The 19,574-nt window shown below is 51.9% G+C and carries 19 protein-coding genes; 7 read left to right on the forward strand and 12 right to left on the reverse strand.

The window, feature by feature from the left end:
- Positions 1 to 14 precede the first annotated feature (14 nt).
- Together murB and J9260_RS10595 are read right to left on the reverse strand one after the other, a co-directional pair.
- Positions 15 to 1,025: a UDP-N-acetylmuramate dehydrogenase gene (gene murB, locus J9260_RS10590; RefSeq protein WP_210217745.1), complete on the reverse strand. Its 1,011-nt coding sequence runs from the start codon at positions 1,023 to 1,025 to the stop codon at positions 15 to 17.
- Between the two features lie 21 nt (positions 1,026 to 1,046).
- A complete protein-coding gene (locus J9260_RS10595) occupies positions 1,047 to 1,697 on the reverse strand; it encodes a pseudouridine synthase (RefSeq protein ID WP_210217746.1) in 651 nt (216 codons plus the stop codon).
- Between the two features lie 93 nt (positions 1,698 to 1,790).
- On the opposite strand from J9260_RS10595, the gene J9260_RS10600 reads away from it, so the two are divergent.
- From J9260_RS10600 to J9260_RS10615, 4 genes are all read left to right on the forward strand, one after another.
- Positions 1,791 to 2,498 carry a class I SAM-dependent methyltransferase gene (locus J9260_RS10600; RefSeq protein ID WP_210217747.1) on the forward strand — a complete coding sequence of 236 codons (708 nt, stop codon included), beginning with the start codon at positions 1,791 to 1,793 and terminating at the stop codon, positions 2,496 to 2,498.
- A gap of 379 nt (positions 2,499 to 2,877) precedes the next feature.
- The gene (locus J9260_RS10605) at positions 2,878 to 3,144 is read left to right on the forward strand and encodes a helix-turn-helix domain-containing protein (RefSeq protein WP_210217748.1); all 267 of its coding nucleotides are present in this window, start codon (positions 2,878 to 2,880) and stop codon (positions 3,142 to 3,144) included.
- 127 nt (positions 3,145 to 3,271) lie between these two features.
- Complete coding sequence (gene metG, locus J9260_RS10610) at positions 3,272 to 5,314, forward strand: methionine--tRNA ligase (RefSeq protein ID WP_210217749.1); 2,043 nt, start codon at positions 3,272 to 3,274, stop codon at positions 5,312 to 5,314.
- A 16-nt stretch (positions 5,315 to 5,330) separates the two neighbouring features.
- On the forward strand, positions 5,331 to 7,583 hold the full coding sequence (locus J9260_RS10615) for a DUF349 domain-containing protein (protein ID WP_210217750.1): 2,253 nt from the start codon (positions 5,331 to 5,333) through the stop codon (positions 7,581 to 7,583).
- Between the two features lie 16 nt (positions 7,584 to 7,599).
- On the opposite strand, the gene J9260_RS10620 is transcribed toward J9260_RS10615, so the two are convergent.
- The 5 genes from J9260_RS10620 to J9260_RS10640 all read right to left on the reverse strand — a co-directional run bounded on the left by J9260_RS10620 (position 7,600) and on the right by J9260_RS10640 (position 12,723).
- Positions 7,600 to 8,505 carry a recombination-associated protein RdgC gene (locus tag J9260_RS10620; protein ID WP_210217751.1) on the reverse strand — a complete coding sequence of 302 codons (906 nt, stop codon included), beginning with the start codon at positions 8,503 to 8,505 and terminating at the stop codon, positions 7,600 to 7,602.
- Between the two features lie 56 nt (positions 8,506 to 8,561).
- Positions 8,562 to 9,692: a DUF1501 domain-containing protein gene (locus J9260_RS10625; protein ID WP_210217752.1), complete on the reverse strand. Its 1,131-nt coding sequence runs from the start codon at positions 9,690 to 9,692 to the stop codon at positions 8,562 to 8,564.
- A gap of 11 nt (positions 9,693 to 9,703) precedes the next feature.
- Positions 9,704 to 10,996 carry a DUF1800 domain-containing protein gene (locus tag J9260_RS10630; RefSeq protein ID WP_210217753.1) on the reverse strand — a complete coding sequence of 431 codons (1,293 nt, stop codon included), beginning with the start codon at positions 10,994 to 10,996 and terminating at the stop codon, positions 9,704 to 9,706.
- A 69-nt stretch (positions 10,997 to 11,065) separates the two neighbouring features.
- A complete protein-coding gene (locus J9260_RS10635) occupies positions 11,066 to 12,091 on the reverse strand; it encodes a hypothetical protein (RefSeq protein ID WP_210217754.1) in 1,026 nt (341 codons plus the stop codon).
- A gap of 137 nt (positions 12,092 to 12,228) precedes the next feature.
- Entirely contained in the window at positions 12,229 to 12,723 is a 495-nt protein-coding gene (locus J9260_RS10640; RefSeq protein ID WP_210217755.1) for an Rrf2 family transcriptional regulator, read from the reverse strand.
- 123 nt (positions 12,724 to 12,846) lie between these two features.
- Between J9260_RS10640 and nhaR the strand changes: the two genes are divergently transcribed.
- On the forward strand, positions 12,847 to 13,749 hold the full coding sequence (nhaR, locus tag J9260_RS10645; protein WP_210217756.1) for a transcriptional activator NhaR: 903 nt from the start codon (positions 12,847 to 12,849) through the stop codon (positions 13,747 to 13,749).
- An 11-nt stretch (positions 13,750 to 13,760) separates the two neighbouring features.
- Here the strand turns inward: nhaR and J9260_RS10650 are convergent, their stop codons facing one another.
- On the reverse strand, positions 13,761 to 15,209 hold the full coding sequence (locus tag J9260_RS10650) for a tetratricopeptide repeat protein (protein ID WP_210217757.1): 1,449 nt from the start codon (positions 15,207 to 15,209) through the stop codon (positions 13,761 to 13,763).
- Between the two features lie 85 nt (positions 15,210 to 15,294).
- On the opposite strand from J9260_RS10650, the gene J9260_RS10655 reads away from it, so the two are divergent.
- Positions 15,295 to 16,050: a HesA/MoeB/ThiF family protein gene (locus J9260_RS10655; protein ID WP_210217758.1), complete on the forward strand. Its 756-nt coding sequence runs from the start codon at positions 15,295 to 15,297 to the stop codon at positions 16,048 to 16,050.
- On the opposite strand, the gene J9260_RS10660 is transcribed toward J9260_RS10655, so the two are convergent.
- On the reverse strand, positions 16,030 to 16,797 hold the full coding sequence (locus tag J9260_RS10660; RefSeq protein ID WP_210217759.1) for a fumarylacetoacetate hydrolase family protein: 768 nt from the start codon (positions 16,795 to 16,797) through the stop codon (positions 16,030 to 16,032). The two genes, J9260_RS10655 and J9260_RS10660, sit on opposite strands and share 21 nt — an antisense overlap.
- 285 nt (positions 16,798 to 17,082) lie before the next feature.
- Complete coding sequence (gene gcvA / locus J9260_RS10665; protein WP_210217760.1) at positions 17,083 to 18,036, reverse strand: transcriptional regulator GcvA; 954 nt, start codon at positions 18,034 to 18,036, stop codon at positions 17,083 to 17,085.
- Positions 18,037 to 18,119: 83 nt separating this feature from the next.
- On the opposite strand from gcvA, the gene J9260_RS10670 reads away from it, so the two are divergent.
- Positions 18,120 to 18,872: an ATP-binding protein gene (locus J9260_RS10670; RefSeq protein WP_210217761.1), complete on the forward strand. Its 753-nt coding sequence runs from the start codon at positions 18,120 to 18,122 to the stop codon at positions 18,870 to 18,872.
- Between the two features lie 96 nt (positions 18,873 to 18,968).
- On the opposite strand, the gene J9260_RS10675 is transcribed toward J9260_RS10670, so the two are convergent.
- Positions 18,969 to 19,250, reverse strand: a complete 282-nt coding sequence (locus J9260_RS10675) for an addiction module antidote protein (protein ID WP_210217762.1) — start codon at positions 19,248 to 19,250, stop codon at positions 18,969 to 18,971.
- Positions 19,247 to 19,555 carry a type II toxin-antitoxin system RelE/ParE family toxin gene (locus J9260_RS10680; protein ID WP_210217763.1) on the reverse strand — a complete coding sequence of 103 codons (309 nt, stop codon included), beginning with the start codon at positions 19,553 to 19,555 and terminating at the stop codon, positions 19,247 to 19,249. The genes J9260_RS10675 and J9260_RS10680 overlap by 4 nt, the downstream gene beginning before the upstream one ends.
- Positions 19,556 to 19,574: the final 19 nt, after the last annotated feature.

Raw genomic sequence — 19,574 nt, forward strand, 5'->3', positions numbered from 1 at the left:
TAACCCGCCATTCATCAGAAAATTATATTAGGTTCCGCCTCTAGCCCAACCCCAAACTTTTCCTGTACCGAAGCCATAATCTTCTGTGCAAACGCCCAAACCTGCTGGCCTGTAGCATTACCGTGATTCACCAAAACCAAAGCGTGCTTGTCGTAAGTACCTGCATCGCCATCACGCTGCCCTTTCCAACCGCATTGATCAATCAGCCAACCGGCGGATAATTTCACACCCTCGCCGTGTGTCCAACCGGGAATAGCGGGGTATTGTGCTTGTAAATTCGCCCATTGCAGTGGCGATACCACGGGATTTTTGAAAAAGCTGCCCGCGTTACCGATTTCCACCGGATCAGGGAGCTTACTGCGCCGAATGTTCATAATTGCATCACTGATGACACGTGCATTCAGCGTTTTGCCTTCAAGCTGTTCGCGTACCCCGGCATAATCCATTTTCCACTGTGGCTGACGCGGCAAACGAAACACCACCGTCACAATTAACCACCGCCCCGGCTCGACTGATTTAAAATAACTATCGCGATAGCCAAACTGACATTCCGCTTGGCTGAACTCACGGATTTCCCCGGTGCGCCAATCCAACGCCTGCACTTCATAAATGCAATCTTTCGCCTCGACCCCATACGCACCAATATTTTGCATCGGAGCCGCGCCCACCGTTCCCGGAATCAGCGATAAATTCTCCAAACCTGCAAAACCCTGCTCAATCGTCCAGCGCACAAAGTCGTGCCAATTTTCACCCGCCGCACCACGCACATAAACATAATCCTGATCCTGCCCCAACACTTCACGCTGCAATAAACGCACATGAACCACCAAGCCCGGAAAATCATCCACCAACAGCAAATTACTGCCACCGCCTAAAAACATCACCGGTAAATCAGGGTGTTGCGCCGCCCACTGCATAATACTGCGCACTCCACCGAGTTTGCGTAATACACAAAAATAACGGGCTTTTGCCTCCAAACCGAAGGTATTCAAAGCTTTCAGGCTGACATTTTCACGAATTTGCATAAAAGTAGTTAGGTCATGCAGTTAAAACGGGACAGCACTATTGACCGAAAGCGTCGCGCCCGTCAACGGGTGCGGCAAACGAATCTGACTAGCGTGCAACAACAAACGCGGGGCTTGAGCACAAACCGCTGCACTCGCGTACAACTCATCCCCCAAAATCGGGTGCTGCAACGCCTGCAAATGCACCCGCAATTGATGGGTGCGCCCGGTCACTGGCTCTAATGCCACCCGCGTGGTATCACTCGGCGAATCATAATTTAGCACTTGATAACGGGTACATGAGGCTTTACCGCGCTCAAAACACACCATCTGACGCGGGCGATTTGGCCAATCGGTAATCAGCGGCAAGTTGACTTCCCCATTCAACGGCTGCAAGCAACCGCTCACCACCGCCTGATAACACTTATGCACTTGGCGTTGCTGAAACGCGATGCTTAACGCCCGCTCCATCGCCTTACCCCGCGCCAACACCATCAAACCCGACGTGCCCATGTCTAAACGATGCACGATCAACGCATCCGGGAAATCCACCTGCACTCGACTAATCAAACAATCCTGCTTATCGTCACCCCGACCGGGAACGGACAACAACCCCGCTGGTTTTTCCACCACCAGCAGCGCATCATCGGCATACAAAGGTACAATTTCCGTGGCAGGCGGCGCGTAAATCAAGCGGTAAAATCCCCTAATAATGAACCATTATCATCGTGCAATTCACCCAAAACATCAATTAGAATGCCTTTTTGCCAACGACTGATACGCACCATGCAACTGCAAAACCCTCACGCCACCACTCACTGTAACGAACTCGAACTCATCGCCAAGCACCTGCCGCTTGATCACGCCACGGTACTCGAACTCGGTTGCGGCACGGCACGCATGACGCGCTCACTGGTGGAACGCTTCCCCATTGCACGGATTATCGCCACTGAAGTTGACCGCATTCAGCACGCCAAAAACCTCGCCAGCGATTACCCCGATACCATTGAATTCCACGAAGGCGGCGCACAAGCGATTGACCTGCCCGACAACAGCGTTGACGTGGTGTTTATGTTCAAATCGCTGCATCACGTACCGCAAGAACTCATGGCGCAAGGCTTGCTGGAAATTGCCCGCGTGTTAAAACCCGGCGGCTTGGCTTGGATTTCCGAACCCGTTTACGCGGGTAAATTCAACGACATCCTGCGCTTATTTCACGATGAAAAAGTGGTGCGCGAACTGGCATTTCAAGCGGTGTGCGACGTTGTAGCCTCCGGTAAATTGCAATTAGTCGAACAAATATTCTGCAATACTGAAACCCGTTTTGCGGATTTTGCCGAGTTTGAAACACGGATTTTGAACGTGACTCACACTAACCACAAACTGGACGACACGCTGTACGCGCAAGTGCAGCAGCGGTTTGCGGCGCATATGGGTGAAGATGGGGTGAAGTTTGCTAATCCGGCGCGGTTTGATGTGTTGAGGAAACCGTAGCGCAATTGCCGATTAAGATCGGCCGGCTCATACGAGCCGACCATCTACAGCCAGCGGGTTAGTGTGAGGGAGTCAGCGACTGACTGTAGAAAAAGGTGGGTTTACGCTCAAGCGAACCCTTGAGCCGGACTCTAGCAAGAAAAGTGTAAAGAGCGGTTTACACTCACCAATTTTTTTCATAATTTTTATCAAGAAATCGTATTTCATCTCAATAGGCCGCAACAGAAGACCACATGAAAGCAGAGCATGTTAATCACCAGAGTAATAAGTTGATTATTAAATAAAAATTAACAAGGTGTATTTTCCTACCTTTCGCCTGCAATCTACCTCATCCAGAATACCGTATTGGGGAAGTGGTTAAGTGAGGAAAACCCAGCATATGTCTGCATTAGATCTGGCGCATCACCTGCGCGAACAATTAGAGGCATTAGGAATGACGATAACGGAAGCGTCCGCACGCTCCGGCATTTCACGTCAAACATGGCATAGATTGTTACAAGCTGACATCGACGAAGCTAAGCTGTCTACCTTAGTCAAAGTTGCTAATGTTTTAGAGACACATGTCCTCACTTTGTTGACCGTATATTTTCAAAGAAAACCTATTGAGCAGTACGCTACTCGACAAGAGCATCTTCATCTGCATTGATGCCTTGGCAAGGCACACCACTCATTTCACTAGGCATTGGAGGCGCGGTTAACCGCTATTGAAAGTAGCGAAACCGCCTGCAACCTGCTACCCTTTCCGGCTCATTAAGGAATGCCTAGATACCGCCATGAAGCCAAGAAAAATCCTCATCACCAGCGCACTGCCCTACGCCAATGGCCCGATTCATATTGGTCACATGGTCGAATACATCCAGACGGATATTTGGGCGCGTTTTCAACGTTTGCGCGGCAATGAATGCTATTACGTGTGCGCGGATGACACGCACGGCACACCGATCATGCTGCGGGCGCAACAAGAAGGCATTACCCCGGAACAATTGATTGCCCGCATAGGCGCGGAACATCAGCGTGATTTTGCAGGGTTTAGGGTCGGTTTCGACAATTACTACACCACGCACTCTGACGAAAACCGCCATTTCGCCGAATTCATCTACAAAGCAGCGCGTGACAATGGGCATATTGAAAAGCGCACGATTCGCCAAGCTTACGATGCGCAAGCGAACATGTTCCTGCCCGACCGCTTCATTAAAGGCGAATGCCCACGTTGTGGCGCGGCGGATCAATACGGCGATAACTGCGAAGCTTGCGGTGCGACTTACTCCCCCACTGATTTGAAAAATGCGGTGTCGGCAATTTCCGGCACGACTCCGATTGAAAAAGAAACCGACCACTATTTCTTTAAGCTGGGGCATTTTGAAAGCTTCCTGCGCGAATTCCTCGCCAGCGGTGCGGTACAAAAAGAAATAGCCAATAAGCAAATGGAATGGTTTGAGTCGGATCAAGGCTTGAGCGATTGGGATGTTTCCCGCGATGCGCCTTACTGGGGCTTTAAAATTCCCGACACTGATGACAAATATTTTTACGTGTGGCTGGATGCGCCGATTGGTTATTTAGCCAGCTTCAAAAACCTGTGTGAGCGCACCGGGCTGGATTTTGATAGTTTCTGGAAACCCGATTCCACCGCCGAGGTGTATCACTTCATCGGCAAAGACATCGCCTATTTCCACACGCTATTTTGGCCTGCCCTGTTGCATGGCGCGGGTTTCCGCACCCCTAGCGCAGTCCATTGCCACGGCTTTTTGACAGTGAATGGCGCGAAAATGTCCAAATCACGCGGCACATTTATCCAAGCCGAAAGCTATCTCAAGCATTTGAACCCTGAGTGGCTACGCTATTATTTCGCCAGCAAACTCAGCAATGGCGTGGATGACATCGACCTCAACCTCGAAGACTTCGTAGCACGGGTCAACAGCGATTTAGTCGGCAAAGTGGTTAATATTGCCTCGCGTTGCGCCGGTTTCATCAACAAGCGATTTGACAACAAACTGGCTGATATGCTGCCTGATAGCGCGTTATATCAGGAGTTTAGCGATGCCTCTGAGCGTATCGCCGAACTTTACGAAACCCGCCGCTACGGTCAGGCGATGCGCGAAATCATGGGCTTAGCTGACAAGGCCAACCAATACGTTGACGAACAAAAGCCGTGGGTACTCGCCAAAGACCCCGAACGCCTTGCCGACGTACAAAACGTTTGCACCCAAGGCATCAATATGTTCCGTGCGATTGTGAGCTACCTCAAGCCGGTTCTCCCACAATTGGCGGTGGATGCAGAAAGCTTCCTCAATGCCGGTGAACTAACTTGGGCAAGTGTTGCGACACCTCTGATTGGCAGCGAAATTGCTACGTTCAAAGCTCTGATGACTCGTGTTGAACCAGCAATGGTCGAAGCCATGCTCGAAGACAACAAACAAGCCATCCAGCCCGCAGCCGTAAACAATACTGCGCCCCCAGCCTCAAGCCAACTGACCGACGACCCTATCGGTGCCACGATTGACTACGACGATTTCGCCAAAATCGACTTACGCATCGCTAAAATCGTTAAAGCGGAACACGTCAAAGGCGCGGATAAGCTGGTGCAGTTGACGCTTGACCTCGGTGGTGAAACCCGCAACGTATTCGCGGGCATTAAATCAGCGTATGATCCCGCCGATCTGGAAGGGCGGCTGACAGTCATGGTGGCGAATTTAGCTCCCCGCAAAATGCGTTTCGGCATATCCGAAGGCATGGTATTAGCCGCAGGCCCCGGTGGTAGTGATTTATTCATTCTCACCCCAGACAGCGGTGCGCAACCCGGAATACGTGTAAAATAAACAAGGTAAAATCAGCATGTTAGGGAATTTATTTAAGCCGAAGTGGTTACACAAGGATGCCAAAGTGCGCATCCAAGCTATACAAGGTTTAGCCGGAGATAGCGTCGAACTGATCAAGCTCGCGCAAACCGACCCCGATATGGGGGTGAGAAGTGAAGCCATTACCCGTTTAAGCCATCTGCCCACGCTGATTCAACTGGGACATGGTGCAACACCACTGGCAGACCGGGCGCGGCAACGTGTCATTATCCTCGCAGCAACGGATCACCACCACGACACCCTGTTGGCGGACGTGTTTAGTTGGTTGCAAAACCCTGCACTGCTTACCAGCATCGCACGTGATAGCGAACGCGGGGTCAAGCTGCGCCGCCACGCGATTGAGCAACTCAACGACCAGAACCTGTTGTTTGAGATTGCCAGCAACGATGCATCCAAAGAAATTCAATACCTTGCGGCAACACGTTTACACGATTTAGAAAAACTCAAACTGCTCGATAAACAGCACGGTAAAACCAACAAGCGTTTGCGTCAATTACTCAAAGAACGCATCGACCAAGAACAGCACGCACAACAACTTCAGCAACGTATTGCTAATTTATGTGATGACGCAGAAAGTCTTGGCAAACGCAGCACTTGGGCGCAGGAAAAAACCCGCGCACTCACCCTGCAACAACGCTGGCAAGAAACCGTGCGGCACGCCAGCCCTGCACACCAAACGCGCTTTGATACCGCCATTCAAGCGTTTCAGCAGCAATTAAGTGCTTACGAAACCGAACAGGCGCAACGTGCCGAACAACAAGCGCAACAAGCGGCTGAACAGGCACGCATTGCTGCCGAAGCCGCTGCTTTAGCAGAGCAACAAGCTCAAGCGGCGCGCGAACAGCAAGAGCAAATGCAGCAAGCGCAAGCTCAGGCACGCCAACAACGTCAGCAGCAACAAGCCCAACAAAGCGAGGTGCAGCAACACCTGCATCAAGCGTTACAAACCTTGGAAGCGCATCTAGAAGCCGAACGCTACGGCGAAGCGATTGACCAGCACCAGAACCTGCTGCAAACCCTGAAGGAAACTGCCAACCTGCCAGCGGGCGAACGCGCATTTTTCCAACGCCGAATTCAAATGCTTACCCCTTACATCCGCGAATTGCAGGATTGGCGACGTTGGGGAACCGATCAGGCACGCAAGCAACTGATTGAAACAGCAGAAAACTTACGCACTGACGATGCGCTTGACCCACAAGAACGCGCCAAACAAGTTCAAACCTTGCGCAACGAATGGCGAAAACTCTCCCAAATGGAACCGGGGCAACAACGCGCTTTATGGAAAGCCTTTGATGCCAACGTTACCGCCGCTTATGAACCCAGCAAACAGCACTTCACTGAGCAAGCGCAGCAACGCCAAGCCCATCTGGAACAACGCAACGCGCTATGTGCCCAACTGGAAGCTTTGCACGCGGAAACCGACTGGGACAATGCCGACTGGCGCAGCCTGCAAAATCACATCAATCAGTTGCGCAAACAATGGAAAGAAGCGGGTACGGTCGGACACAAAGACTGGAAAATCATCAATGACCGTTTTAATGCCGCGATGGATTTACTCGATGTGCCTTTCAAAACCGAACGTGAACACAACTGGCAAGAACGTGAGCAACTGGTAGCCGAAGCGCAAGCCCTATTGGAACAAACCGACACCGCGCAAGCCATTGAAGACGCAAAAAATCTGCAAGCACAATGGCACATTACCCTGCCCTCACGCCCTGCGGATGAACAACGCCTATGGAAACAATTCCGCGAACCGATTGATACATTGTTTACCCGTTCCCGCGAAGAACGCCAGCAGCAACGTCATGAACGTGACGCACACCTTGCCGAAACCGCACGCCTCGAAGCCGAAAAACGCCAACGCGAACTTGAACAGCAGCAACAAAAACGTGCCGAATGGGACGCTTTGATCGCGCAAGGCATCAGCAATAAATCTGCCGCAACCGACCCTGATACCCAGCAAGCCAATCAAACAGCCGGTGAAAAGCTGTGCCTGCAACTGGAAATTCTGCTGGATTTGGAAACACCCGCTGCCTTCCAGAAAGCGCGGATGGAATACCAACTGGCGCAACTTTCTGAAAGCATGTTGACCCGCCGGGAATTGCAATCGCCTACCACACAAGCCTTGCCCTTGTTAAAGCAATGGTACGCACTGGGTGGCATGGCGGAAGAAGCGGCAAGCGTGCAAATTGAGCGGATTGAGAAGATTCAAGCCGCGATTCAAGGTTAAATCGCCGCTTCAGCCATTAGGGTGCGGGTGCTGAAAAGCACCCCATCAAATCCGCCAACAACTGCGTCACTTCCCCCGTCATCAGGGCAAATTCAATATCCAACCGTTCCGCGTGCGATTGCGGATCGGCATCTTTCAAGGTGTCTTCCAGCACATCCAAAAAGCGCACCTTACGCACCTGCAATTCATCAGTCAGCACAAAACTGATTTTATCCGCCCACACCAGACCCAGTTTCGACACGACTTTACCGGCGGTGAAATTAGCTTGCACCGCTTCGGTGGTTAGTTCGTGACGTTTGAAGACTGCGACACTTTTTTCATCACCTTGACTGCGCAATTCGCATTCTTCACCCAAACTAAATGGCGCAGGCATCCCGCCCTCTTTCAGCCATTGGGTCATTAAAAACGTCGGGGTAATATCGGTTTTCGGCACGGTAGTAGGCAATGAACCCAAACAGGTGCGCAACAATTTGGTCATGCGTTCGGCTTGTGCCGCCGCTGAAGTATTAATCACCATCCAGCCATTGACCGGATCAAGCCATGCATCCATTTTGCGGGTGCGGGTAAAGGCTTGTGGCAGTAATTCAAACTCAATTTGTTCACGTAAGTCTTTCTTTTCGCGATTGCTAACTTTGCGGTCTTCTTTGAGTTCAATGTCGGCGACGCGCTCATCCAGCTCTTCACGCACCACCGAGGCAGGCAGCATACGTTCCTGATGCGCCAAGGTGAGCAACATATAATCGCCAGCCACCAGCAACAGTTGTTCACTATTACGTCCGAAGGGTGAAACCCAACCGCTGGCTTCGCGCTGTTCTTTATTGCAACCCAAGAATGGCTTGCTTTCTAATGCATCGTGTAATGCTTCTGGGGTAACGCTGAAATCGCTGCCTAAACGGAGCAAATGAAGATTTTTAAACCACATACGGTTATGCCTTGTTATGGATTGCGGGTGCGCGGATTATGCCAAGCCTGCCGGGGTTAAACCAGCGGTAATGTCCCGAATTGCACCCAAGGGTTTTTCAGCCCCAACCACTGCTGCGCCAACGTGCCGTAGACTTTACGGAAATCCACGGTTTGCTGCGGGTTGCCATCAGCATCCAACTCGTGCAATCGCGGGGCATCGCCGTAAATACCGCCACGCACCCGACCGCCTAGCAATAATTGCACCGAAGCCGTGCCGTGATCCGTACCCTTGCCCCGATTTTCCTGCGCCCGCCGCCCGAATTCCGAATACGTCATCACTACCACATCATTCCACCGCCCGCCGCGCTGCATTGCCCGTGCAAACGAGTCCAAGCCGCCCGCGAGGTGGTGCAACAAATTGCTATGCGCCACGACTTGATTGCTGTGCGTATCAAAACCTTCCTGTGTCACTAAATACACCGGCGCATCCACCCCACTGAGAATCATCTGCGCCACTGATTCCAGATCACGCCCCAAAGCACTGGTGGCAAACGGCACACCTACCGCTACCGGTTGATGCAATTTACTGCCCAATTGCTGACCTGCTGCGTAAAGCTGATGCTGAGTGCGCGTCAAATGCGCCAACGCAGGGGTAACAGTCGCCGGGGCAATATCGTCCACTAAACTCACTTGACTGAGAAAAACCGCCGGACTTTGCATTGCCAGCGCGTGACAATCCTTACCCAATAACGGCCCCAGTTGTTCGCCCATCACGATGCCATGCAAACCGTTCCCTGCCAAGGTTTGCGCTAACCAACCCTGTTCCGGCGCACGTTGTGCAGTACTGGCGGTTTCCCAAATATCATTGGAACGAAAATGCGACAAATCCCCGTGCGGATAACCTACCCCTTGCACCCATGCCATTTGCCCCGCATCCCACCAAGGTTTGAGTGCTTTAAGGTAAGGGTTTAAGCCCATCCCCTGCCCGGTATCAATGACCTGATGACGCGGTATCGCCAGCGTTGGGCGCAGTGAATAATACAAAGGGTCAGCATGGGGAATCAGGGTATTCAAGCCATCATTGCCACCCGCCAATTTAACCAACACCAGAACGCGCCGCTGGCTGGGGCTAGCAGATGCGATGGATGGCAACCAACTCAAAAACGGTGCGGCAGCACCCCATTGTAAAAAAGCTCGGCGATTCATGCGATTCCCCCTTAAGACACTTGAAAAGCTGGGTCAAGCAACAAAGCCCGCACCAAACGCCGGTCGCCCGCAATACTCGGCAACGCTTGCAACGGCGACACTGGCAACATCCATTCCACCAGCTCTTGTTCGCTGGCTTGAGGCAGTTTCAACCCGGTTTCGACCCGCTGATTCAAGTCACCACGCGATAATTTGGTCAAATACGAGGTGCGCACCAGTAAGGTTTGGGTACTGATCCAATGTTCGCCGCCCTGCCAGCCCTTGACGTTGGGCGGGTCGAATAATTCCTGCCCCAATAAACGGCACAAATTGACCATTGCTGTGATGGATTCTCGCGGGTAAGGAATCATCCGCACCGTACCGACCAGAATTTCAATCGGTGATTTGATCAGCGTCCCTTTGTTGCGTTGCGCCCAAAAAGCTTCGCTGGTTAACACCGCACTCAGCAAGGCTTTGATTTCATAACCGGAGGTGCGTAATACCTGTGCCCAAGAGCGCACCGTTGCGGCATCCGGTGTGCCGTTATTGACGAAGTTTCGCCAGAACTTTTCACTAAGGTGTTCAGCGGTACGCGGGTGTTCCAGCAGAATGGCAATAATGTCTTCACCGCTAAATGTTCCGCTTTTGCCTAAGAAACTAACGCGGCTCGTGTCGTGCTGATCGGCACGGACCACAAACTTTCCGTTGCGGTTATCCACGCCCCAACCGGTAAAGGCTTTCGCAGCGGCTTTGACATCGGCCTCGCTGTAATGCCCGCGCCCCAGCGTGAACAGCTCCAACAATTCACGCGCGAAGTTTTCATTGGGGTTGCCTTTGATATTTTGGTAGCCATCCAAATACACCAGCATCGCGGGATCTTTAGCAATCGCGTGTAACAGTTCCGCAAAATTACCCAAAGCATGACGACGTAATAACAGGTTTTGTTGGTGCAACAGACTGGGTTGCAAAGTTTTCTGGATTGATGAGGTAAAATGATTGTGCCAAAACAAGGTCATACGCTCTATCAGCGGAGCGCGGGTTGCCAGCAACTGCGTTACCCACCAAGCTTGCAAACGCTTACCTTCGGCTTGCGCCAGCATCCAGGCTTGGGTACGGTGTTGTGCATCCATCAGGCGCATCGGTTCGAGCGTATGCCACGCGCTCATCGCAGGTGGTGCAGCTAACGGCGATGCAGGCGGGTTTAAAACCGCAGCCACGGCCTCGTCACGTGACTTGCTCTGCAAGCGTTTGATTTGATCCCATTCCGCACCCAGCCCGGTACGGGCAACCAAATGCCGCGCCTCCCCAAAGGTGAGTCCATCCATAATATCCTGCCCGTAAATCTTTGGTATTGGTATGCATTAGAATACCGGCAGTCTATAAAGTTCAAAGTGTTAGCTGGATAAGGGGCGGCGAAATCCCGCCAAAGATAGCACTGATGATATAAAAGAAATCAGCGTTAATAAGCCACTGACTAATAATTCAACCGACTTGCGCAACACCCGCACCGTCCCAATCGCGCTTTTCCCCAGAAACTTCAAAATGCCTTTGGTTTCCGTGCCGTATTTCAGACTCAGCTTTTCCAAACGCACTAAATCATCAGCATTATCAACGTACTTCAATACGTGCAACGCATCAGCAGTGGAGCTGGCTTTACGGATATTGTTTACCCGCTCCGCCGTGCCCTGCAATGCCCGCATCGCCTGTGGGTTGTAAGCTTTGACCGCAGCTTTACCCACACCATCCATACTGCGCTCAGTGCGGGTGGCGAGTAAAAACGCTTTGTAGTTAAACACATCTGAGCTTTGCTTCAGCAAAAGCTGTTGGAAATTCGGAGTCAAACGCCCGGAACGCGCGGCTAATTTGGTGGTAGATACCCCGCCTTTGACTGGCGTTGTCGCCCCCACACTCGCCACCGTTGCCGCCGTCAAACCCACCCCAACGCCCGCCAAGGTGACGATTAACGGATTAATCGTGCCGCCTTTAGCATGAATCTGGTATTGCTCCCACAAATCGCGTACATCGCCCACCACGGTAAAATCCGACGCAATCGCACCCGCGACACCCGCACCACTGGCGGCATCACCCGCAACAAAGCCGGTGGTGAAATCGTTAACAGTACGTCGTGCCGTATTTAACGGGGATTCAAGCCGTGCTAAATCCGCCTGAAACTCCACCGGACTGATGGGATAACCGAAAGTTTGCGCTAAATTCAAATACATCCGCGCATCGCTGGGGTTATCCGCGACAATAGCTTCACGAATATTTTGGCGCACTTCGTCAGCCGTCACCTGATGCAACATCAATTGCGCCACATCGGGAGCCAACTCATCGTATTGCCAATAATCCAGCAAACTCTTAATACCACCCGCCAACAGCAACAATGAAGCCAGCAATAGCGGGAATCTCCAGTAATTCATGGGGAAATCCTGAGGGTCTTGGGGATGGCTGAGTATAGCAAAAAAAACGACCGCGTTGTGGCTCAGGCAACGCAGTCGTTGGGGGAAACACTGCCTCGGAGGAGAGTGGGCAGTGTCGGAGGGAAGCGGGCTACACCTTACAGTGCAGCGTGTTGTCCCATGCTAGGGAAAGTTAAACGTGCCGGGAACATGCGTGCAATCATGCTCGCGGTTTCGCTCATTTTGTACGCTTTACGCGGGATTTTATGGCCTTCCATCAAGCTATCGAGGCTGATGCCATCGAGAAACTGATAAAACTGTTGGCTTAAATCTTCCCACATACGCGCCACCAGCTCGCGCTGAGGTGTGCTTACAGTGTCCGTATCCTGCTCTGGCTCTTGCTCAGCCACCGTGGCAATTTCCGCGAGGCTGATTTCCTCAGCGGGACGTGCCAAACGGTAGCCACCGCCGGGGCCGCGAATCCCTTCCACCAAGCCGCCGTTACGCAACCTAGCGAAAATCTGTTCCAGATAGGACAATGAAATGCCTTGCTGCGTGGCTATATCCCCCAAGCGCATCGCGCCGGTATCATCGTGGATCGCCAGTGTCAGCATGGCCATAATGGCATGTTGGCCTTGCGTGGATAGTTTCATGTTTTACATTCCTACTGTGTGTTGCTTTGTTCTTGACAGTTACTATACAAGCCCATGATGATAAGAAAAATTCGTTATTTATACGTAAATACATCGAAAAAAACTGATGATTGAGAGGTGCTCATGCTCAACTACAAACACCTGTATTACTTCCGCGAAGTCGCCACCAACGGCAGTATTGCCCGCGCCAGTGAAAGCCTGCACCTGACCCCGCAAACCATTAGCGGTCAATTGAGTTTGCTGGAGGAAAGCTTAGGCACAGAATTGTTTCAACGCAGCGGGCGCAATCTCGAACTCACTGAAGCTGGGCAAGTCGCGTTGAATTACGCTGATGAAATCTTCCAATTGGGCGCGGCATTAGAAACGGCGATGCAACACCACCCCAAAGGCGGCGTGCGAATCTTTCGGGTAGGCGTGGCGGATGTTGTACCAAAATCCATTGCCTATCGCTTGCTGGAACCCGCCATGAGCTTGAATATGCCGGTGCGGATTGTGTGTACCGAAGGTAAATTGACCGATTTACTGGCAGAACTCGCTGTTCATCGCATGGAATTGGTGATTGCCGATAGCCCAATGCCCCCCAGTATTAATGTACGTTGTTTTAATCACGAATTGGGCAGTAGTGGCATTAGTTTTTTTGCGAGTGCATCGGTACGGGCAGGTTTACAAGGGGAATTTCCGCAGTGCTTGAATAACGCGCCATTGCTAATCCCCAGCGTTGGGACAGCGGTGCGTAATAAGTTACGCCAGTGGTTTTTAGAACAGCAGATTTACCCGGAAATCGTCGGCGAGTTCGACGATAGCGCATTAATGAAAGCCTTCGGGCAAGCGGGCAGCGGTATTTTTGTAGCACCCACCGCGTTGGAAGCAACTTTGCTGCAAGAAAGCACTGGGATGACGTTATTGGGGCGTGCTGACACGATTATCGAACGGTTTTTTGCCATTTCAGTCGAGCGGCGCATTACCCATCCTGCGGTGATGGCGATTACCAAACACGCGCAGGATTGGTTGCACAAAAACAAATAACGCTAAATCACTTAGCCGGTTTTTAGCATCGACAAATTGCGTTCGGCATTGGCGTTGCCTTGCGAAGCAGCGTTGCTAAACAGTTGTTTGGCGCGTTTTGGATCTTTTTTCACACCATTGCCCATTACGTAAAGCACACCGAGGTTGTTTTGGGCTTCGGTAAAACCAGCTTCGGCAGCTTTGTTGTACCAGTGCGCGGCTTGTTTGTAATCTTGCTTCACCCCGCGCCCGTCTTCGTACAACAAACCGAGGTTGTATTGCGCTTTCGGGTAGCCTTGGCGAGCTGCTTTTTCGTACCAATACGCGGCTTCACGCGGGTCATTGGGTAAACCACCCAAACCGTCTTCGTACATTGTGCCCAGCATCAATTGGGCGGATTTATTGCCCGCTTCTGCTGATTGCTTCACCACTTCAGGTTCGACACCGGTTAAATCGAGACTATCCGCACCGCCTGTATCAGCGAGTGCGGCGGCAGGTGTTTCAACAGCCGCAAGCGGTGCTACCGCAGGAGCTGCTGCAACGAGCTTGGGTGCTGCGGCAACTTCTGGTGCGGAAGTGGCTTGAGGTTGTTCGACGGGTTCGGGTTCCGCTGGGATTGCCGCCACTGTTGGCGTAGGTGCGGGCGCGGCAGCCTCCGTAGGCACATCGCCACCTTGCGATAATAAGGCTAAACGCGATGCGACATGGCCTTGCGCAGCAGCTTGTTCAAACCAAAAACGTGCTTGGGTTTTATCTTGTTGTAAATATTGCCCGTTGGCATACAGCAAACCCATGCCGTATTGCGCTTCGGCGTAACCGGATTGTGCCGCTTGCCGCTGCCATTTAAGGGATTGACTAATATCTGCACCTTGTTCGCGATACAATAAGGCCAAAGCGTATTGCGCCCGACCGTGACCTTTTTGCGCAGCTTGGGTCAGCCACTGTTGCGCCTGTTCCTTATCCTGCGGTACACCACGCCCGCCTTGGTAAATCAAACCCAATTCAAATTGTGCGTCACGATCACCTTGTTCCGCCGCTGCTTGAATTTCACTGATCGCGGTAGCAGGTTTCGCCGATTGTTGGCGACGGTTGCGATACCAAGTTTCCATTGCGGAATTGCCGCCCTTCGCCACCGGAGCGGGTTTGCTGGCAGGCGCGATATTTGCCACATTAACAGGCGCAGGCGTTTGCGTGGTTTCAACGGGTTCGGGTAATTCGGAGGTTTCTACCGCTGCGGTTGCGTCGGTGGATGTGGTTTCCTCAGCATCATCGGTTGGCGTTTCAGCCGCCGCCGCTTCCAGCAGTGCGTCAGGACGTGCCGACCAAGGGGGAGCTTGTTCTTGCGGGTTAGGTGTTTCCACGGGTTTAAAGGTTTGCGTGCTTGCCCACACGGGAGTCAAGTTTGCACAGAGTAACCCCGCGACGACAGCTTGCGAAGCAAACAGGGAAAAACGCCAAGGTTTTGGTTTTATTGTTATCATGATTGCCCCACGGTACGATCGAGATCTTAAAATTATTCTCGCGAAAATCATACCGCGCTCAACCTAACCTTGACTGAATGCTGCCATGAATGATGAATTGCTGTTGCGTTATAGCCGCCAAATCCTGTTGCCCGAAGTCGACATCGCGGGGCAACAACGCTTGCAAGCGGCGAAAGTGCTGATTATTGGCTTGGGTGGTTTGGGTGCACCTGTTACCTTGTATTTAGCAGCGGCAGGCATTGGGCAACTCACACTGGTGGACTTTGACCTAGTGGATTTAACCAATCTCCAGCGTCAGGTGATCCACACCACTGCCAGCATTGGCACGCCCAAGGTGGAATCCGCCGCACACGCCGCACACGCGCTTAACCCGCACATTCAAATTAACCCGGTCAATCAGCGTTGGGATTACCCCGAATTACTGGAAAATGTGCGAGCACATGACGTAGTAGTGGATTGCAGCGATAATTTCCCGACACGCTTTGATCTGAATCAGGCGTGTAAAACCGCAGCAAAGCCGTTGGTGTCGGGCGCGGTGATTCGTTTAGAAGGGCAAATTACCACCTTCGATTTTCGCCAGCCAGATGGTGGGTGCTATCGCTGTTTGTACGGTGAAGCGGGTGAAACCGAAGATACGTGCAGCACAACGGGCATTCTCGCACCCGTGGCGGGGATTATCGGTAGTATGCAAGCCACCGAAACCCTCAAGCTATTGCTGGATTTGCCCACGTTGCACGGGCGGTTATTGCTGTTGGACGCGAAATACATGCAATGGCGGGAAATGCGCTTGCGTGCAGACCCCGCCTGTCCGGTGTGTGGCTTAACCGAAACGGTTGGTTAATTCACCAATGCCCGCGATACTCACCACCACGGTATCGCCATCTTGCATTCCGCAAACGCCCACCGATGTACCGCAAGCAATCACATCGCCTGGTTCTAAGGTCATGTCGTGTGATAAATGGCTGACGATTTCCTGCGGCGAAAAGAACATATCCGTCACCGGGTAATCTTGTTTTTGCTCACCATTGAGTTCCACGCGCACCCGCAGCGTTGCCGGGTCTAAATCAGTAGCGATGTACGGGCCAAATGTGCCGAAATTATCCGCGCTTTTCGCACGAGTCCAATGCACGAAAACCGGGTCACGTTTGAGTAAATCGCGTGCCGTAACATCATTGACGCAGGTATAGCCAAAAATGTAATCGTCAACCGCCGCCAGCGGCACGGCTTGACAGCGTTTACCAATCACAATGCCTAATTCACCCTCAAATACCACCATGCCCGCATACCCGGCAGGGCGCGGAATCGGGTCGCCTTCACCGGCAAAACTGTTGGAGGCTTTCAGAAAATATAAAGGATGTTCGGGTTTATGCAGATTTTCTAACACCGCGCGTTCGTGAAAATTATTCCACAAGCCGATCATTTTGGACGGTTGGCAAGGCATCAGCACCCGCACCGCCGTTAACGCGAATTCACGCCCGGTCGCTTGCTTGTGTGCGAATAAATCACCCGTGTATTCGGTAATGGTAGCTGCGTTGACTGTGCCAAAACGGGTTTCACCCTCGGCTTCAAAACGTACCCAATGCGCCATGCGATCCTCTCTTGCGATAACCAATGCTAAAAGGGAAGCTTACGTGTGCGCTGCACAAAAATCCAGAGGCGGGAAGTAAGAGAGGGGGACACCTGTGTTGCGGCAAAGTCTGGAGGAGGAGGAGGAATGCCATACCACAACACAGGTGCTTGCAAATGATTTCAAGGGAGAGGAGGAGAGAACTCAAAATCACCCGTATATTGCAATGCAGCAAATATTAGGTAGTTTAGCTTTGAGGTACAAGCTACATTTTTTCAACTTAATGATTAGAAAAACTAACGCAAATTAGGAGCCGGGCGCACTCGCCTCCGTTTGTAACCAAGCCACGAACGCATTCACCGCCCGCTGGCGCACGCCCTCATATTGCGGGCGCACAATGTAATACGCCTGTTCCAATGGCATATCCAGCGCGAACGGGATGCACAACCGCCCTGCTTCAATATCACATTGCGCTAAATTCTTAATGCTCAGCAACACGCCCTGCCCGTCTATTGCCGCTTCCATCGCCAATGACACGTGATTGAAATGCAACCCCCGTTTCGCATTGACCCCACTCACCCCATGCAATGCCAGCCAGTCCGCCCAGCGCGGATGCCCCACGTAAGCCGTGTCATCATGCAGCAAGGTATGAAACACCAAATCCGACGGCGCATGTAACGGGTGCGGATGTGCCTCACTCACCAACTCAGGGCTACACAAAGGCGCGGCGGAAACACTGAGCAATTTATCCACCCGACAACCCGCATAATGCCCAAAACCAAAGCGAATCATTACATCCACCTGATGACTACGGAACACCCCATCCATCGCTCCACTTTCCGTCGCCGTATCGGTATCCACCAACCCCGCATCCCCACTGATTTTCATATCAATATCAGGGTGTTGACGCGAAAAACGGTGCAAGCGCGGCACTAACCACTTAGACGCAAACGACGATGCTGCCCACACCGTAATGCTTTCCGCTTGACGTTCGCCATGCATCAAAGACACCGCCTGCGCCAAATGATCAAATCCCGAACGCAACGGCGGCAATGCCGCTACTGCTGCTTTAGTTAAAACCAAGGTACGGTTATGCCGCTCAATCAGGGCAAAACCTAAGAACTCCTCCAAAAATTTAATTTGGTGGCTAATAGCGGCGCGGGTCACATTAAGTTCGGCTGCCGCTTTGGTAAAACTCAAATGGCGGGCAACGGCCTCAAAGGCACGCAAAGCATTCAGGGGAGGTAATTGTTGAGACATGCGGTGGATTATGCCACCAGATGGGGGGGATGCATACTCTGTAAATTCCGGCATTATACCCCTAGAATTTACAGAAATAGGCCATGTTACACCGTCATATCATCAACAGCGGCTTTCCCGAAGTCCAGCGAATTGAACACCCTAAAACGCGGATGCTGTGGTTTAGCTCCTACATTCGCTCTCACGTCGAGCGCGATTTGCTCGACATGGGCAATATCCGCAATCTGGACAGCTTTATGCGTTTGTACCTGTCGCTGGCGTTGCGCAGTGCCAATTTGCTAAACAAATCAGATTTAGCCAACGATTGCCAGATTGATACCAAAACGCTGGATAATTACCTGAGCATTTTGAAAAACACCTATCAAGTCGCACTGCTAAAACCGTGGTTTACGAATGCAGCCAAACGACTGGTGAAAATGCCCAAAGTATTTATGCTCGACACTGGGATTTTATGCCATTTGCTAAAGATCACCAGCCCAGCAGAATTACACCAGTCCAATAACCGGGGCGCGGTTTATGAAACCTTCGTGCTGAGTGAATTGGTGAAAGCCAATACCTACGCGACGCAGCCAGTGGATTTGAGTTTTTACCGCACGAGCGACGGCAAAGAAATCGACTTTGTGCTGGATAACGGCAAGGGGTTGGTATTGCTGGAAGTGAAGGCTGCGCATAGCGTGACACCAACGGATTTTCGGCACATGCGCCACTTTATCGAACAAAATCCGGGGCGAGTGGTGCAGGGAATGGTGTTGTATGCGGGGGAGCGTGCGCTACCGTTCGGGGAGTGCGACGGCGTGGAGTTGTGGGCAGTGCCACTGGGGATAATGGCGGGATAAGCGAAAGATTATGATCTTTCAGGACTTGGCAGGGTGATAGACGCGAGCTGTCACCGCGTCCGTCGTCGAATAACTTGTTGGCGCATTAATTTATTTTTAAGCAGCTTCGGCGTGTAATTTGATCCCAAGCGCACGAATCACCTTCATCATTGTGTCATAACGGGGTTTTGCACCAGGTGTCAGGGCTTTATAAAGGCTCTCCCGCCCAAGCCCTGAATCTTTAGCCAGTTGTGTCATGCCACGGGCGCGGGCAACGGTTCTGACAGCCATCAGGAATGTATCAGGGTCAGGGTCTTCAAGTGCCTCGGATAAATAAGCAGCGATAGTCTCTTCATCATCAAGATAATCAGCCGCATCAAATGGGGTAAATTTTGTCATGGCGTTGATTCCTTGGGCAGATTGTTAGCCATCTCTATGGCTCTCTTGATGTCAGTTTGTTGGGTCGATTTGTCGCCACCCAATAACAATAAATAAACGACATCACCCCGGCGGGTGAAATAAAGGCGGTAGCCGGGGCCGTAATGGATGCGCATCTCAGACACACCCTCGCCGACAGGCTCACAATCACCAAAGTTACCTTGTTCAGCCCGCCCAAGCCGTAAAGCAATCTTGGCTTTTGCTTTTTTGTCTCTCAGATTGGATAACCAATCATCGAACTTGTCTGACTTGAGGATGATGTTCATGAGTTAATTGTATCCGAAC

It is taken from the genome of Thiothrix unzii (assembly GCF_017901175.1).
Classification (GTDB): domain Bacteria; phylum Pseudomonadota; class Gammaproteobacteria; order Thiotrichales; family Thiotrichaceae; genus Thiothrix; species Thiothrix unzii.

Bases quoted from the DNA above. Each gene is read 5' to 3' on its own strand.
- murB (WP_210217745.1), bottom strand. From the start codon at position 1,025: ATGCAAATTCGTGAAAATGTCAGCCTGAAAGCTTTGAATACCTTCGGT.
- J9260_RS10600 (WP_210217747.1), top strand. From the start codon at position 1,791: ATGCAACTGCAAAACCCTCACGCCACCACTCACTGTAACGAACTCGAA.
- J9260_RS10605 (WP_210217748.1), top strand. From the start codon at position 2,878: ATGTCTGCATTAGATCTGGCGCATCACCTGCGCGAACAATTAGAGGCA.
- metG (WP_210217749.1), top strand. From the start codon at position 3,272: ATGAAGCCAAGAAAAATCCTCATCACCAGCGCACTGCCCTACGCCAAT.
- J9260_RS10615 (WP_210217750.1), top strand. From the start codon at position 5,331: ATGTTAGGGAATTTATTTAAGCCGAAGTGGTTACACAAGGATGCCAAA.
- J9260_RS10620 (WP_210217751.1), bottom strand. From the start codon at position 8,505: ATGTGGTTTAAAAATCTTCATTTGCTCCGTTTAGGCAGCGATTTCAGC.
- J9260_RS10625 (WP_210217752.1), bottom strand. From the start codon at position 9,692: ATGAATCGCCGAGCTTTTTTACAATGGGGTGCTGCCGCACCGTTTTTG.
- J9260_RS10630 (WP_210217753.1), bottom strand. From the start codon at position 10,996: ATGGATGGACTCACCTTTGGGGAGGCGCGGCATTTGGTTGCCCGTACC.
- J9260_RS10635 (WP_210217754.1), bottom strand. From the start codon at position 12,091: ATGAATTACTGGAGATTCCCGCTATTGCTGGCTTCATTGTTGCTGTTG.
- J9260_RS10640 (WP_210217755.1), bottom strand. From the start codon at position 12,723: ATGAAACTATCCACGCAAGGCCAACATGCCATTATGGCCATGCTGACA.
- nhaR (WP_210217756.1), top strand. From the start codon at position 12,847: ATGCTCAACTACAAACACCTGTATTACTTCCGCGAAGTCGCCACCAAC.
- J9260_RS10650 (WP_210217757.1), bottom strand. From the start codon at position 15,209: ATGATAACAATAAAACCAAAACCTTGGCGTTTTTCCCTGTTTGCTTCG.
- J9260_RS10655 (WP_210217758.1), top strand. From the start codon at position 15,295: ATGAATGATGAATTGCTGTTGCGTTATAGCCGCCAAATCCTGTTGCCC.
- J9260_RS10660 (WP_210217759.1), bottom strand. From the start codon at position 16,797: ATGGCGCATTGGGTACGTTTTGAAGCCGAGGGTGAAACCCGTTTTGGC.
- gcvA (WP_210217760.1), bottom strand. From the start codon at position 18,036: ATGTCTCAACAATTACCTCCCCTGAATGCTTTGCGTGCCTTTGAGGCC.
- J9260_RS10670 (WP_210217761.1), top strand. From the start codon at position 18,120: ATGTTACACCGTCATATCATCAACAGCGGCTTTCCCGAAGTCCAGCGA.
- J9260_RS10675 (WP_210217762.1), bottom strand. From the start codon at position 19,250: ATGACAAAATTTACCCCATTTGATGCGGCTGATTATCTTGATGATGAA.
- J9260_RS10680 (WP_210217763.1), bottom strand. From the start codon at position 19,555: ATGAACATCATCCTCAAGTCAGACAAGTTCGATGATTGGTTATCCAAT.